The sequence below is a fragment of the Streptococcus sp. STC1396 genome (assembly GCF_058933875.1).
Map to the genome: position 1 here is coordinate 1 of NZ_JBZYCU010000035.1, position 16,085 is coordinate 16,085.

At 43.5% G+C, this 16,085-nt stretch carries 12 protein-coding genes and 1 pseudogene; 1 reads left to right on the forward strand and 12 read right to left on the reverse strand.

All coding sequences use genetic code 11. The features are described 5' to 3' along the window. Positions 1-301: 301 nt before the first annotated feature. From AC5FEC_RS09850 to AC5FEC_RS09905, 12 genes are all read right to left on the reverse strand, one after another. Entirely contained in the window at positions 302-1,660 is a 1,359-nt protein-coding gene (locus tag AC5FEC_RS09850) for a DUF4832 domain-containing protein (RefSeq protein WP_493662064.1), read from the reverse strand. Between the two features lie 418 nt (positions 1,661-2,078). After that, positions 2,079-3,512, reverse strand: coding sequence for an ABC transporter ATP-binding protein (locus AC5FEC_RS09855; RefSeq protein WP_493662065.1), 1,434 nt, complete (start codon positions 3,510-3,512; stop codon positions 2,079-2,081). Next, a complete protein-coding gene (locus AC5FEC_RS09860; protein WP_493662066.1) occupies positions 3,473-4,153 on the reverse strand; it encodes an energy-coupling factor transporter transmembrane component T in 681 nt (226 codons plus the stop codon). The genes AC5FEC_RS09855 and AC5FEC_RS09860 overlap by 40 nt, the downstream gene beginning before the upstream one ends. Next, positions 4,150-4,743, reverse strand: a complete 594-nt coding sequence (locus tag AC5FEC_RS09865; protein WP_304948881.1) for an MptD family putative ECF transporter S component — start codon at positions 4,741-4,743, stop codon at positions 4,150-4,152. Before AC5FEC_RS09865 ends, AC5FEC_RS09860 begins: the two co-directional genes overlap by 4 nt. Then, positions 4,744-6,411, reverse strand: coding sequence for an amino acid ABC transporter ATP-binding/permease protein (locus tag AC5FEC_RS09870; protein WP_493662067.1), 1,668 nt, complete (start codon positions 6,409-6,411; stop codon positions 4,744-4,746). Beyond that, positions 6,380-8,164 (reverse strand): ABC transporter ATP-binding protein/permease, encoded by a 1,785-nt coding sequence (locus AC5FEC_RS09875; RefSeq protein WP_493662068.1) that lies wholly within the window; start codon positions 8,162-8,164, stop codon positions 6,380-6,382. The genes AC5FEC_RS09870 and AC5FEC_RS09875 overlap by 32 nt, the downstream gene beginning before the upstream one ends. Positions 8,165-8,421: 257 nt before the next feature. Then, a complete protein-coding gene (locus AC5FEC_RS09880; RefSeq protein ID WP_037615864.1) occupies positions 8,422-9,114 on the reverse strand; it encodes a methionine ABC transporter permease in 693 nt (230 codons plus the stop codon). A 1-nt stretch (position 9,115) separates the two neighbouring features. Then, positions 9,116-10,180: a methionine ABC transporter ATP-binding protein gene (locus AC5FEC_RS09885; RefSeq protein WP_493662069.1), complete on the reverse strand. Its 1,065-nt coding sequence runs from the start codon at positions 10,178-10,180 to the stop codon at positions 9,116-9,118. Continuing rightward, positions 10,170-11,546, reverse strand: a complete 1,377-nt coding sequence (locus AC5FEC_RS09890; protein ID WP_493662070.1) for a M20/M25/M40 family metallo-hydrolase — start codon at positions 11,544-11,546, stop codon at positions 10,170-10,172. Before AC5FEC_RS09890 ends, AC5FEC_RS09885 begins: the two co-directional genes overlap by 11 nt. Positions 11,547-11,752: 206 nt before the next feature. Next, positions 11,753-12,628 (reverse strand): MetQ/NlpA family ABC transporter substrate-binding protein, encoded by an 876-nt coding sequence (locus AC5FEC_RS09895; RefSeq protein ID WP_037615870.1) that lies wholly within the window; start codon positions 12,626-12,628, stop codon positions 11,753-11,755. An 86-nt stretch (positions 12,629-12,714) separates the two neighbouring features. After that, the gene (locus AC5FEC_RS09900) at positions 12,715-13,548 is read right to left on the reverse strand and encodes an amino acid ABC transporter substrate-binding protein (protein WP_493662071.1); all 834 of its coding nucleotides are present in this window, start codon (positions 13,546-13,548) and stop codon (positions 12,715-12,717) included. A gap of 204 nt (positions 13,549-13,752) precedes the next feature. After that, positions 13,753-14,889: an amidohydrolase gene (locus AC5FEC_RS09905; RefSeq protein WP_493662072.1), complete on the reverse strand. Its 1,137-nt coding sequence runs from the start codon at positions 14,887-14,889 to the stop codon at positions 13,753-13,755. 62 nt (positions 14,890-14,951) lie between these two features. Here AC5FEC_RS09905 and AC5FEC_RS09910 point away from each other — a divergent pair. Further along, positions 14,952-15,949 (forward strand): annotated as a pseudogene (locus tag AC5FEC_RS09910) (ISL3 family transposase); the annotation flags it as partial. Positions 15,950-16,085: the final 136 nt, after the last annotated feature.

The following is a 16,085-nucleotide window of genomic DNA, read 5'->3' on the forward strand; positions in this document are numbered from 1 at the left end:
CAATGTATTACCTCATTACGCATAACAAACTTTACGATTACTCTTTGACCCAAAATCGATAAGGCTGTCTATGCCGTATTATTGGAACACCTTGTTTCAAAAAATACCAGATGAGGTGTTTTTTTTTTTGCATGCCCTTTTATGGCTCAAAAAGTGTTAAAAATAAGACAGTAACCTCGGAATAGCTACTGTCTTATCTCATTTTTCACTTAAAGTCTTGACAGACTTGACAAATGGTAGAAAAGAGCCAGATTTATCTCGTCTAAAATAGATTCTCTTTCAGTATTAGTCAACCTGCATTCTAATTTTTTGTGAATAAGATGAGCCGCTTCTGATTTTCTTGACCAGCGACGGCAAAGTGAATAGCATTCTCTCCTGTCATGGGATCGACAATTCCGACAGAAATTTGATACTTTTGCCACACTGCTTCTGCTGATTTTAGCTTTGAAAGATTGACAGTAACTGTCACCTGCTCGCCTGGAAGGACCTTTGGCAGCTCAATCGGCAGTTCTGTCTTTTCAATCTCTGTCCCCGAATCATCTTGCACATATACATAGACTTTCCAGTTTTTATAAAAAGGGGCAACACCGGCATTTTCCCAAGTAGTAATCAGTTTTATAGTGCCACCATATCTTTGCAGTTTTGCAGACGAAATCCACAAACGGTAGCCCATATGTTGCAAGAGCTTGTCATATCCCTTTTTATCCCCATCAACTGCCTCAGCGATTTTAGGACCTAAAAAGCTTGTATGAGAGGTCTTTACCAAATCAACTGTCTGCTGCAAATCAGAAACCAAGAGTTGCTCCATAGACAGACTGCTGGTCAATTCTCCGCCGATTGGCGCTGTTTTCCAACTGTCAGGCATGGCTGTCAAGGATTTTTCGTTTGTTTGGTCGTAGATTCCACCTAGCTTTATCCAGTCCAACCATTCCTGCGTGCTTGCTGCATCACCAGCCATATCATTGTAAATACCGAAACCATATTTTTTCGCTGTTGGGAAGGGGCGTCGCATCAAGAAGCTGGCTTCTGGAAAAGCCGTCAGCCAAGGCGTCACATATTGCTCGCGGATGCTGTCATTTGGCAGTGGACGGATTCCAGCCTCCAGGTTAACATGCCATTCTCCCCAATGCCCCAATCCTCCCAGCTCAATATAGCTGATAAAACTGTCTTGCCCCCAGCGTTCTCCCAATGCTTTAACAGCTTTTTGATAGTAGCTGACTAACTTTTTATCATGATAATTTGGAGAAAAGCCTTTACCATATGATGAATCATACCAGTCACCTGGATCCGCTAATTCATCATAGAGCCAGTCTGGAATGTCCTTATGTTGCTTTTCCCCAGGATAATCCAGCACAAAACGTAGCACAAAATGCTTGCCTTCTGCTCGCCATTTTTTAAACTGGTTTGCCTTTTCAATAGCATCCCATCTATAAATGCCTTTCTCAGGCTCCAACTCTCTCCAAGTAACCTCAACATATAGCAGGCTGATGTCATCTGAAAGATCTGATTCTTGCGCAGAAGGTGCATAGCCCATCAAAGGATTCCCAACAGCTGCTGCTGAATAAGAAAACGTCCTCCTATCTACAGAACGATGGATAGAGAGGGCAATAGCTACCATTAAAAATAAGAATACAACAGCAAAAATCACTTTTTTCTTCATTCTCCTGCCTTTCAAAAAAAATCACTCCTGGCTTAGTGTAAGTATTCAGCCTAGCTTTTATTACGTCGTTAGCGAGGCTGGGCAAAACTCAGACAATCAAAGATTTTTAGCTCCCTCAATCCTGTATTTCTAGGTTCAGGTTGAGAAGTTTTCCCAAAGCTAAGGAAAATACTGGCTTCAACAGCCCTGTGGGAGTGTAGAAGGTTGCAAATAGAGCAAACAAGATTGACCTCAGCTTGACCTACTGTTGCTGCTTCCTATCGGACACTTTATTTCCAAGCTCAAAACTAAACTTTGAGCTACCAAACATACCTTGTTCTTGAGATGACAGGTGTCCTTAATATCTCAATGTTTAACCTCTTAATTTTACCAAAAATAAGACCCTTTCGCTATAGAAAAAGTCTTATTGGGTGAACTCTTATGAAAATATCTGCTTCTGCTCATCGGTCAATTTGAGCAGCTGATCCGCTGTCAGATTCAGCAATTCCTCGTCGTGAGAGATGAGGATAACAATCCTGCCAGCCCTTTTTAAATCTTGTAAGACTTCCGCGACTGCACGCATTTGGCGATAGTCCAGACCCGAACTTGGCTCATCAAAAATGAAAACCTCCTTATCAGACAAGATCTGACTGGCAATCAATAAGCGCTGCTGTTCTCCGCCTGACAGCGTCATCGGATGGCGCTCTTCCATCCCCGCCAGACCCAGCTGAGATAAGATTTCTGCCCGCTCTTCCGGCGAGCTGTGATTTCCCAGTTTCAGCTCATTTTCGACACTATCTGCAAAAAGCTGGAGCTGCACTTCTTGCATGACCAAAGCTGTTTTTTGCAGACGGTCTTTTGCAGACAAGGCTGAACCATTGAGCTCACAGCGGGCATCATCATCGTCTAAAAGACCAGCTAGATAGGTAGCTAAGGTAGATTTACCAGCTCCGTTCGGTCCTATAATTGCCGTAATCTGCCCAGCCGGAAAACTAAATCTGGGGATAAAAGATAGATTTTGACTCCCAGCTCTTAGCTGTAAATTTTCAACTGTCAGTCCCTCAGAGAAGGGGAAACCAGTTGCTGCCTTAAATTCTGGCAAACGAATACTTCTCAGACTAAGAGCACACCTTTCCTGATCCGACAAGCCCAGAAACTCTGCTTGAGAAAAGATACGCTGCAACCGCCCCTGATCAAAATAGAGATAACTATCAGCCAAATCTCGCAGATAATCCAGCCTATGCTCGGCCATCAAGATAGTCTTGCCCTGAGCCTTCAAGTCTATTAGGTGCTCTCTCACTTGCTCAATTCCCCGTCGGTCCAGATTGGCCGTCGGTTCATCCAAGACCATAATCGGAGTGTCCTGCATGATAGCTGTCAACAAGGCTACACGCTGTTTTTCTCCTCCTGACAGGCTAAATAAATCCCGCTCCAGATAGCCTTCCAAAGCAAAGTCCTGAGTCAGCCTACTCAATTGTGCCAAAATCTGCTGGCTCGGCTTCCCCTGATTTTCACTAGGAAAGACCAACTCATGCTTGACCATTTTATGGAAAAATTGATTGGCTGGATTTTGAAAGACCGAGGCTACCGCCACAGATAAATCTTCGACCGATTGCTGACCTGCTTCCAGATCTGCCACTCGTAGTTTTCCGCTTAGATCACCTCTATAGTAATCCGGAATCAAGCCATTTAAGAGACGCAGGAAAGTTGACTTGCCGCTGCCGCTGACCCCACAGAGCACTGTCAAACTCCCTGTCGGAAGCTGTAAGCGGTCTACTCGCAGGCTGTCTGCTCTGCTATTCTCATAAGAAAAAGTCAAAGAATCCGCAGCAATCAAGGGTGAATCATCCAAACTAGCATACCTAGCATCCATAGGCAAATACTCCAATCTAATAGTCTGAAGCGAGAAACAAAGCTTTCTGTGCTACCTCTTTTTAGGGCTAATCCCTTGGTCAGAGAGGCTATAGTCAAGTCCTGTACCGTCCGCAAGAGAGACATTAGAAGCGGAACAATCATATACTCAAAATAGCGAACAGGCTGCAGGAAGAGGCTTCGTTTTTGTAGAAACATTCCTCTTAGCCGCAAACTGCGGCTGACCATTTTGGCATCTGCCTTAATCGCTGGTAAAAATCGTAGCATTACAGCCAAAGTCAAGAGTAGACTCTCTGGCAAGTACCATTTTCTGAGTCCATGTATCAGATCGTAGGCGCTGGAGGTTGTCAAAAGCAAGCTTCCAGCCATGATAGAAGGCAACATAAAACGTCCAGCTGTCGCAATGGTTGTCAGCATACGAATGGGCAGAGACGGCAGCAAATCCAGTAAAAAAGTATCAACTGCCAACAAGAGCAGATAGATACTCAGATAATAGAGGGACATTTTCTTTTTACCCACAAGGGCAGTTATTAGAGCCAGCCCTAAAACTAGCACAGTTTCAGGCCAGCCCGTAACTCTAAGCAGAAAAGCCAGATTAGCAAATAAGACCAGCAGAACCTTGCTGCGGACGTCTAATTTCATGAAGCCATCCCTGCTTTAACAAAGTGTCTCTTCACTAGATACTGACCAAAAAGTCCACCAACTAGAGCACCGACAGCTACCATTCCAACAAACCCAGCTATCGTTGGGAAGTCTACAGGCAGCAGAATCCGATTGATATATTCCTCCGTCTTTCCACGCGCTACCAAGCTATCAATATAGGTCTGACGCGCCAGCCACATGAGAATAATGGGGCCTGAATTAGCAAAAGAGAAGACAACAAACGACAGGAGGCTCAGGGATTTATTTTCATATCTCCCCAATCCCGCAACCCAATCCGCCAAAAATCCAAAAACCAGACCTGGCAGAAAAGCAATAAAGAAATGGCCCGAAAGAAGGAAAAAGCCTCCCATCACCATCCCCAAGAGGCTGATTGCCCCAAATTTCTTAATCTTGCTTTGCAGGAGCATATAGACTGTTCCTCCAAAAACTGCAGCGAAAGCTGGAGCGTACATCATATTGCCAGAGCGATCAAAAAAGCTTCCAACAAGTACGCCTAGCCCGACGCAGAGAATGTAGAGGGTAGCAAAAGCTCCCGTCAGCATAATATCTTTAACTTTTAATTTTTTCATTTATCTAATCCTTTTTAACTGAGAAGGTGTTAGTTCATAAACCTCATCCGCAAAAGCTAGCGTCGATAAGCGATGGGAGATCAAAAATACCATCCCTTGGCATTCTTCCTTAACGATGGAGAGAAAGGCTGCTTCATTGAGGGAGTCTAGGTTGCTGGTTGGCTCATCAAAAATATAGCAAGCTGCTTTCTTGAGCAGGGCTCGCATGAGTTCCAACCTCTGACGCTCTCCAGCAGAAAAATCCCTTTCTCCATCAACAATCGTATCCAATCCCTCAGGCAGACTTTCCAAGCGCTCTTTGAGCCGGCACTTTGCCGCCAAATCCCAAATTGCTTCATCGCTGATACCGGATTTCCCCAAAAGCAGATTTTCCCGCAAAGACTGATGAAAGAGCTGAGCAGTTTGAGGCACATAGGCAAAGGAAGCCTGCAAATGCTGGCGGTCAATATCTCGTGAATCCTGACCAGTGAAGACAATCCTGCCAGCTTGTGGGTCATACCAACGCATGAGCAGTTTCATCAAAGTAGATTTCCCGCAACCACTAGATCCGACCAAGCCGATAATTTTTCCTTTTTCAAAATGAGCTGAAAGGTGCTTGAAAATTGGAACATTGCGATTGTCATAAGCAAAATGTATATCTTCCATCAAAATCTGCTCTAAGCTGACGGTTGATGCTTGCCCAGTCTGAATAGGCTCTTTTTCATCCAAAAGACCAAAGACATTGCTGCCTGCATTCATGGCTCTTTTAAAACCAAGGGGTAAACGCCCCAATTCCAAAAAGGGAGCAAAAGAGCTAGAGAAAGCTACCAAAGCTAGGACAGCCCTTTCTAGAAGGAGCTGCCTCTCCTGAACCTGATAGAGAGCAGTAAGGGCAAAAAGCATGACCGCCATACCCACGACTAAAAATGTTAGAGCCTGTTGAAGGAATTGTTTTTGTGCAATCTGGCGCTCTAACTGATTGACCTGCTGACTTTTTTGAGATAAAAATTCAAAGCGTTTCTGAACTTTGCCAAACTGGACCAAATCCCCCATTGCCTTCAAGCTCTCCAAAAAGAAGGAAATATAAGATGTGCGTCTTTGATGCTGTTCCTGCAGAAAATGCTCTAAGTCAAGAGCAAATTTCCGAGGCAAAGCCACAGCTAGCAGAAAGTAAGTCGCTAGAGCTATCAGAGTAAACCAAGGAGAAAAGCCAGTAAAATATATCGCTATTAAAAGAGCTGATAGGATACCTGTACAAATCGGAGCCAGCGTATGAGCAAAGAAGATTTCTAGAGCCTCGATATCCTCTCCAATCATCTTGAGCAGTTTCCCACTGTCCTGTCGATCCAGTTTTGCCGGAGCCAACCGACGAAGCTTAGCAAAAATTAGCTTCCGCAGCTCCGCCAAGGAATGAAATGCCACATAATGACCAAAATAATGCTCCCCGTATCGGAAAAGCCCTCTGGCTAAAGCCAATCCTATCAAGACTAGCACGTACCAAGCAGACGGAGCCTGATTCTTAAGAGCAGAAAAACCCAAAATGATCAACAAACTTGGAATTGTCAGCGTTGTGACAAAACCCAGCACTGCAAAAAGCACAGCCAAACCGATAAAAGGAAGCAGATGCCTCATGACCTGTAAGAGTCGAGCGAGGATTTCACGTGTTGGATAGGTTCTTTTGTTTTCCATTTATCAATTCCTCCAATTCTTTCTGCGTGTCAACTAGCTGATGGTATTCCTTATTATTGGCATATAAGTCTTCTGGCCGTCCTAAAGCAAGGTTTTCCTTTCCTAAAAAGAGTACTTCCGATGCTTTCCCCACTTGCTTCATTTTATGAGTGATTTCGATAACCAGAGCTTCTTGAGCCAATAAATCCAGCAGGTCATAGATGAGAGACTCATTTTCCTGATCTACGTTGGAAGTGATTTCATCAAAAATATAAAGAGAACGTTTGGCTAACATGGCCCGGACACAAATAAGCTGCTGACGCTGTCCAGGTGACAGTTGGTTCCCATTTTCCCCCACTGGAGTAGCCAGTCCCTGAGGTAGTTTATCAATAAAGGATAGTAGTTTTTTTTCAGCCAGCCAAGTTTCAATCTCTGCCTGAGACAAGTCCGTTGCTAACTGCAAATTTTCTAAAATACTGCTATTCAGAAGAGTGCTATTTGATGATACATACATGACTTGTGGATAAAGAGACTGCTGCGATATGCCTTCTAGAGACTTAGCACCAAAGAAAATATTGCCCGAACTCGCTCGGAGTTTTCCCAGCAACAGCTTAGCCAAGGTTGTCTTTCCTCGACCACTCTCACCTGCAATAGCAAAAACCTGTCCACGACTAAACTCAAAAGACAGATTTTTAAATAGGAACTGGCCGTCAAAGCCAAATATCAGCTTGTCCACCCTAAGTCGATCAAAGGCTGGCAGCTCCTCAACAGGCTCCTGTTCCCTTTTTTCTACCGAATCAAGAAAACTGAAAATTCGATCTGCCATTTGAGTCGTCATCATGACCAGATGCATCCCATATCCTGCCTCACGAATCGGTGCGAAAAATTCAGTCGCTATCAACACAAAGAAAATCATGGTAAAAAGCGATAAGTTTCCCGCAGCCAATATGCCTGCTGCAACAAAGCCAGAAATCCCAATCCCCAAATACATGACTGCATCCATATATCCGACAGACTGCAACTGAAAACCCAAAAGCTCCATCGTTGCATCACGAAAATCCTCTGCCTGTTCAGCAAACTCCCGCTCATATTTACCATCTGCCTGATAAGAATAAAGCGTATTGAGTCCTTGCAGATCATCTAAAAATAGATTTCCCACATCCATATAAGAAGCCCAATAACGAGCCATAATCCTGCGCGAACGTCTCTGCATCAGCATAATGGAAACAGGTATGAAAGGCAAAGACAGGATAAAAATCAAACCTCCCAAAGGAAAAAGAAAGAAAACAATGATTAGTACTGTCAGACAATTAAAATAAGTTCGCAAATTGAGCGATAAGTAGTAGGAATAGTAAGTATCTAAGCTGTCAATCCCTTGCGAAGCCACCGTTAAAATATCCGCAGCTGTCCGGCCGTCCTTAAATTCCCCATCCTTATCTATAAAAACCTGAAAAAATGCTGCTTTAAGTCTGTCTCTAGCAAATTGCGAAGCCAATCCTTGATAGCGTTTAGCCAAAAGAGAAATGGCAAAGCCTAGTCCGTTGAAAAACACCAGCCAACAAAACACCCGAGGAAAAGAGATGACAATCCCATCATACAAGTCAGCCAAAACTTTCGCAATCAAGGCAAAACTCAGAATCCGCATCAAAAACTGCCCCCAAGACAAAAAAGCTGACAAATAGACCAGTTTCAGCTTGGGTCGAATTTGTTCTTTTAAGCGCCCTGTCAGTTCTTTCCTTCGCGCCCTAGACATTTTTTCTTTTTTTGGTATCATGTTTCCCCCTGATAGAAGTCTTCTTTCATTTTAGTCAGTTGCAAATAAAATCCTTGATCCAAGTTACCGTCCACTCTCATAGTCTAGAAAGACAACCTGCCTAATTGAAGCAAATTACAGAATAGATTAAGCAACTATCCTACTTTTATTTACCTGTATTTAATCATTATAGCATTCTGGAAAAAGAATGTAAATTGAATTTTCAGACTTTTTAATCTATTTTGATAGCAAAAAAGACTTCCAAATGGAAGCCTTGTCTAGCGATGACTGATTTTTCTGGTTAGGAAATCCCCTAAAAACTGGATAAAGAAAATGAGGAGCAAGAGCAAAACAGTTGCTAAAATGGTCACGTCTTGATTGAAACGCTGATAGCCATAGGCAATCGCCACATTCCCAAGACCGCCTGCACCAATCGCTCCCGCCATAGCTGTTTCACCGACTAGCGAGATTAAGGTCACCGTTGTCACCCGAATCAAATCTGGTAAGCCCTCGCGTAGATAAACTCCGATGATATCCCATGAGTTGGCACCAACTGCCTGGGCCGCTTCAATCACACCGCGGTCCAATTCAGATAGAACCACCTGTACCTGACGAGCAAAGAAAGGAAAGACTGCCAGAGATAAAGGCACCAAAGCCGCTGTTGGACCAATTCCTGTTCCCACAATCATCCGTGTAAAAGGATTAATCAAAGCTAGGAGAATGATAAAAGGAATGGCTCGAAAGATGGACGTGACCTTGTCCAAGATGAAAAAGGCTGTTTTATTCTCTAAAATGCCACCCGGCGCTGTCAATACAAGGAAGAGTCCAGCCACCAAGCCTAGAATTCCACCAATCAGAAAGGAAATAATCGTCATATAAAAGGTCAGATAAATCGCTGTTCCCCAGCCAGCCTGACCCGCCCAGCCCATTTTATAGACATTGGGCAAAAATGTTTTAATCAAGTCTACCAATCTAAATTCCTCCCTTAAGCACCTTTAATTCTACGCCAGCAGCTTGCAAATTGCTCTGAACTGCCGCAAGATTTTCTGCATTTCCAGATAAAATAACCACCATCTCCCCGACTGGTACATGGTCTAAAATCTCAATGTTGGCATGTAAAATATTGGCCGACACCTGATACTGCTTGTAGATATCATTGATAATGGCTGTATCTGTCACCGTACCGGAATATTTCAAATGCGCCAAAACTGAATCTGCCGGCAGATTTTGGACAATCTTCTGCTGATTGATTTTCACCATCGCTTCAGTGATGCCTGTTGCCGTGGTGATAAAATCTTTGGTCAATTCGTTCTGCGGATTGGTAAAAATATCCAAGACCGAGCCTTCCTCGATCAATTTCCCGTTCTGCATAACAGCCACGCGATTGGCAATATCTTTGACAATTTGCATCTCATGCGTGATGAGTACAATCGTCAGCCCCAACTTTTGGTTCAAATCCTGAAGCAAGGCCAAAATTTGCTTGGTTGTTTTAGGATCCAGAGCCGAAGTCGCCTCATCCGAAATCAAGATTTTCGGGTCATTGGCTAAGGCTCTAGCAATCGCCACCCGCTGCTTCTGCCCGCCAGACAACTGAGATGGATAGTTGTCCGCTCGATCTTCCAGGCCAACCAGTTCTAAAAGTTTGCGAACCTTCTCCTCTTTTTCAGCAGCAGACAGAGAGGAGTGCTTCAAGGCAAACGCGACATTTTCTTTGGCCGTCATCTGAGCCATCAGATTAAAATGCTGAAAAATCATGCCTATATCCTTGCGCTTTTCCCGCAGTTGAGCTGCATTCAGCTGGACACTGCCCTTATCATACATCACTGTCCCATCAACGGTAATTTTCCCGTCGGATGGTTTCTGTAATAAATTGATAACCCGCACCAGAGTGGACTTTCCAGCACCGGAATAACCTACGATACCATAAATATCTCCCTGATTAATGTGAATAGTCACATCTTCAACCGCCTTGATGACACGATTTTTCTGAGTGAAAGTGACATCAATGTGGTCTAATTTGATAATTTCATTGCTCATAACTTCTGATTAACTCCTTGATTAATTCAATATGGGTATAATAATCGGCAATCTTGACATTTTCATCGCCACCATGATCCCGACTGTTGGCATTTCCCAAGCCAAAGGCAGCCATCGGAACTTCCAAAGCCTCAAAGACTGTATGCATGGGTCCTGTTCCTGCCGAGGTTGGAAGCACCGAGATGCCTTCTGGATAAAAATCCTTGGCCAGTTCAATGACATTCAGGATAGATGGAGCACTCATATCGCTACGATAGCTCATTTCTCCCAGTGTATAGGTTAATTCTACCTTATCATAGCCATTTTTGTCCAGTTGCTTGCGAATCTTGTCCAAGACATCACGGGGCTCTAAGCCTGGCACCAAGCGCACTTCCATCTTGGCAGATGCATGTGCTGGGAGGATGGTTTTGACTCCCTGACCCTGATAGCCCGAACCGAAGCCTTCAATATTAATGGCTGGCTCAAAATAGAAGCGACGGAGAAATTCCTGCCTTTCCTCCTTCAAGACTGGAAGCTGGAGGCCGTAGATTTCCTTCAATTCTTCTGGTGTCTTCAAAGCATACTGGGCAATCAAAGCCAGCTCTCGCTCATTGGGCTCCTGTACTTGCTCATAAATGCCCTCAACTAAAATTCGACCGTCAGCACTTCGTAGGCTGGAAATGGCATTCATCAAATACCAAGAAGCGGAATTGATGACACCCCCATAGCTAGAATGAATATCGACTTCCGCACTGCGAACAGACATATCAAAGGTGACAATGCCCTTATTCCCACCAGAAATTTCCAACTGGCCTAGATTGTTACGCGTGCCCTGCTCCCAGACCAGCAAATCTGCTCCCCGCAAACGTTTCTTGTGCTTGGCCAGATATTTATCCAAGTCTGTCGAAGCTGACTCCTCAGCTCCCTCCATCATAAAGATGATGTTGACTGGCAGAGAACCTTGCTCTCGGATATATTTACGCACTGCTGTCAAACGCGCAGTAATGTGCCCTTTATCATCATCGACCCCGCGTCCATACATGACACCATAGTGGACCGACAGAGTAAAGGGATCGTTGGTCCAAGGCTGGTCATTGTCGGCCGGTACCGTATCATAGTGGTTGTAGAAAATGATGGTCTTGGCCTCAGGGTTGTCTGACTGAAACTCTGCCAGTACAAAGGGAGCTGTATAGCTATCATCAATCGTCACCTTGGCCCCCGCAGCAGTGAAAATTTCTCCCAGATATGTAGCTACCTCCTTGAGCCCAATTTGCTGGGCAAAGATAGACTTTTTAGAAATCAAGGTCCGCAACACCTCAAAATAGTGTTGGGCTACCTCATCATTTTCAAACTTTTTAATTTGTTCACTCTCAGTTGAGAAAGGCATATTCAACTCCTACTAATCACATTTGTCTAAAGATTATCCGCTATGATTCACGAAAGAGCAAAGACTGACCGTACTGTAAGTCCACAGTTCTTCATTCAAAAATTGCCAAATCATCTCTGCTGATAAAAACTCTAAGTAATAGCAGATAAAGGGCTGGAGAAATCCATTCCCCGCCCTTTTTATCTTCAATTATTTTCTATAAAATCTTACCAAACTGGTTGATCCATGCCATCTGAAGATTCTTCGATGACTTTTTTGACTTCGTCAGTCTGATAAGCCTTGATAATTTTCTTGATGGCATCGGCCTTGTCAGATTTTTCCCAATCTTTCTTAGCAGCAATCAAGTTGTACCAAAGTTTAGAATTTTCATCTGTCTTTTCTTTGTAAAGAGCGCTCTTGTAGTCAATGCCAGCTTCACGAACGAAGGTATTGTTGACAACTGCTGCATCTACAGAAGTAAGAGAAGCTGCTGTTTGAGAAGCATCCAATTCAGAAATTTTCAAGTTTTTCTTGTTTTCTTTGATGTTAGCCACAGTCGCAAGTTTAGTTGAATCCACGTCCAACTTAATCAAACCAGCTGCTTGAAGAAGGTTCAAAGCACGGCTTTCGTTTGTTGCATCATTTGGCACAGCAATGCTTCCGTTTTCTGGAATGTCTTTCACATCAGTATATTTGTTTTTGCCATCTTTAGTACCAGAGTAAAGACGAATTGGTGCGATATAAGTATCTGCTACAGAAACCAAATCTGCATTGTTTTCTTTATTCCAGTTTTGCAGGTAGTAGTAGTGCTGGAAGGCGTTGATATCCACATCACCATCACGAACCGCTTGGTTAGGTTGAGAGTAGTCTGTAAATTGAGTAAAGTCTAATTTAACTCCCGCTTTATCCTTATCAAGGATTTCCTGAACCTTGTTCCAACGCGCTTCTTCTGTATCGCTGAGGCTCATCACGCCGACTTTTACAGTGACTGTTGCACTGTCTGCTGACTTAGCGTCTTTAGATGTTGAAGACGAGCAAGCCGCCAAACCAAACGCTGCAGCAGCGAAAAGTGCTGTTGCACCAAACCATTTTTTCAATTTCATAAGAAAATCTCCTTAATATATATTTTTTATTGATGATGAATGAAAGGAACAAATCTCTTATACCTCACGGAAGAGAGAATCGTTACTTATTTGATATCCTTGGCATCTGGCAAATAGGTGCCCCCAAAGAATTCTTTTGATAATTTTTCAAGCGTCCCATCCTCGTAGAGTTCCTTGATTCGTTTGTTAACGAAGGTTTGGAGCTCTTCCTGTCCGGAGGCAAGGAGCGGATAGACATAGGGTTGTTGGTCACTTGGAAGTTCGATCACTTCAACATTATCCAAGCCTTGTTCTTTAATAATCGTATCCACCGTGATACGCTCAAAAATCTTGTAGTCTGAGCGGCCGTCGTTCAGATTGGCCAAGATTTGCTGGATTGTACCATCTGTATAGTTGATGGTTGTCGGATTAGCACTGTGCTCTTCATTGTACTTTTCCAGCTGTTTGGCTGTTGAAGTCCCTTGAACAACTTCAGTAGACTTGCCACCGATATCATCTAGCGACTTGATGTTCACCCCTTTACGAACCACCAAGACCGTTGGGTTTTTGGCGTATGGATTGGTATAAAGGTATTTGCCAGCACGTTCTTCAGAATAACTGATGTTATTGGCACCGATTTGGTAGCGGTCACTGTCCAAACCAGAAAAAATGGAAGCCCATTTGGTTTTGTTGAAGTTGACTTCGTACTTATCTGAACCTTTAAAGATTTCACGAAGCACCTCAATTTCGTAACCAGTTAGGTTTCCTTCCTTGTCCTCATAAGAGAAAGGCTTAGTCGTTCCAACTGTTCCAATTTCAACTGTCGTTTTCTTTGAAGCACTGTCCTTGCTTGACGAAGACGAGCAGGCCACCAGCAATCCAACTGCAAGACTTCCTACCACAGCAGTGGCGGTATATTTCAATAATTTTTTAATATTCATATTCCTATTTCCTCCTAAAAGCTTGATTCTATCATACCAGATTTAGAAAATCTTGGCCATTATATGTTTTTTATCAGGGCGATAGATTTTCTTTATCACTGATTCGATAGTTCAAACTATTTTCAGGCGATAGAAATCCTGCTTTTCTATAATAACAAAAGAAAGTGACCTTGCCTAGTTCTTATTTTCTATAGAAGACTATAGTTATTTCTTATAGTGCTGAAGGAGAAAAAGGGCGTTTTCGACATAGTAAGGAACAGAGACCTGAAAGGCTGTATCGTCAATCATCATGCTATCATGGTGCAGGTCAGGTGCATCTGCTGCACCATTTGAGCCGATAAAAGCAAAAACACCAGGAATTTTTTCTTGATAAAAGGCAAAGTCTTCTCCAGCAGAAGACGGCTGGGCAGGCAATAGCTCCCCAATATTCTGGGAATTTTCAAAAACAAGCTCTGCTAATTCTAGATCATTATAGGTCACTGGCGGAGTCTGATCCCAGACAATACTGACTTTAGCACCGAAATTCTCCGCAGTATGCTCCACAATACGGATAAAATCTGCTTTCAAACGCTTTTGCAACTCAGGATTAAAACAACGAATGGTTCCTTCAAAGAAGCCATTTTGCGGCAGGACATTCCAAGTCGCCCCAGCCTCAATGTGGGTCACAGACAAAACAACTGGCTCAAAGGGCGAGACAGTCCGAGAAACCAGAGCTTGGAGATTTTGAATCATGCTGATCAGAGTCAGAACCGTATCCACTCCCAAATCCGGTCGAGCCGCGTGGCTGCTGACTCCTTCAACAATCACCTTAAACTTTTCCACACCTGCCATCATGGCTCCCGACTTCAAGGCCATTTGCCCAGCTTTTAACTGGGGCATATTGTGAAAACCGATAATCGCAACCACATCATCCAGCAAACCCGTAGCCAGAACTTGACTGGCTCCCTGAGACATTTCCTCGGCTGGCTGAAAAATCAGGCGAACGGTCCCCTGTAAATCTTCTTCCATAGCCTTGAGCAACTCCGCGGCCCCTAAAAGACTGGCCTGATGAAAATCATGACCGCAGGCATGCATAACACCAGGATTTTGGCTAGCGTATGGCAGACCTGTCTGCTCTAAAATGGGCAGGGCATCAATATCTGCCCTCAAGGCGATCACTGGCTTTCCTTGACCAATTTCGGCAATCAAGCCCGTCTCTAAGCCGGCGTCCAAGATTTTTATCCCCAACTCTCTCAAATAACGACTTAGAAAAGCCGTCGTTTCATACTCTTGCCCAGACAACTCTGGATGCTGATGAAGATAGTGACGCGTTTTTACTAATTTATCATAGAATTGTTTCATAAGCATTCCTCCACAGACAGATTTTGTCAATAAGTATAACATATTTTCCGCTATTACCATAGTCATTAGTCAAGAAGAATCACCAAATCGCAACCATCGTCAACCAGAAAATCGCTCAAAAATTGATCGAGAAAGTCCCTATGACGGCCATCGCTGAAAGCTTAGCTGTTTACATGTCAACCGTCATTCGTAAGTTGAAAGAATTCGAGTTTAAGACGAACCTCAACTACCTTCCAGAACACATGAGCTAGGATGTGGAAACAGTCAGGAAAGTGACTGTTTCAATCGGCAGATAAAGATGAGCTTCATTGCGCAGGATTTTGACTCGCTCAAGATCGTCTCAATTCTGGACGGACGAACGCAAGCAACGATTCGCAAGCACTTTCTGCGCTATTCTAGACAGGTCCGAAACCGCGTCAAGGTCATTACCATGGACATGTTTAGCCCCTACCATGACTTGGCTAGACAACTTTTTCCATGCGCTAAAATCGTCCTCGATCGCTTTCACATTGTACAACATCTCAGCCGGGCTATGAACCGTCTTCGCATCCAAATCATGAATCAATTGGATCGAAAATCGCACGAGTACAGGGCGATCAAACGCTACTGGAAACTCATTCAACAAGACAGTCGAAAACTAAGTCATAAACGCTTTTATCGTCCGACTTTTCGTATGCATTTGACCAACAAAGAGATTCTGGAAAAGCTGCTCTCTTACTCTCAAGAACTCAGAGAACACTATGAGCTCTACCAGCTCTTACTCTTTCATTTCCAAGAGAAACAGGCTGAACATTTCTTTGGACTCATTGAAGAAACAATTTCTTCTGTAAACCCTATCTTTCAGACTGTTTTTAAGACTTTTTTGAAAGATAAGGAAAAGATTATCAACGCTTTGGAACTTCCTTACTCAAATGCTAAGCTAGAGGCCACTAACAACCTTATCAAGGTTATCAAGCGCAACGCTTTTGGCTTTTAGAACTTTGACAACTTCAAAAAATGCATTCTCATCGCTTTGAATATCAAAAAGGAGAGAACCAATTCGGTTCTCTCCAGAGTATGACTTTTCGTTAACCCACTACAGTTGACAAACATACTAAGATTAGTAGTGAAGAAATCTCCGACGGGAGAGAGTACTCACTACTTTTTCTTTATGTTAAAGTAGTGGTGTCTTGTAAAGTCGTAGGGCTCTATGGCGC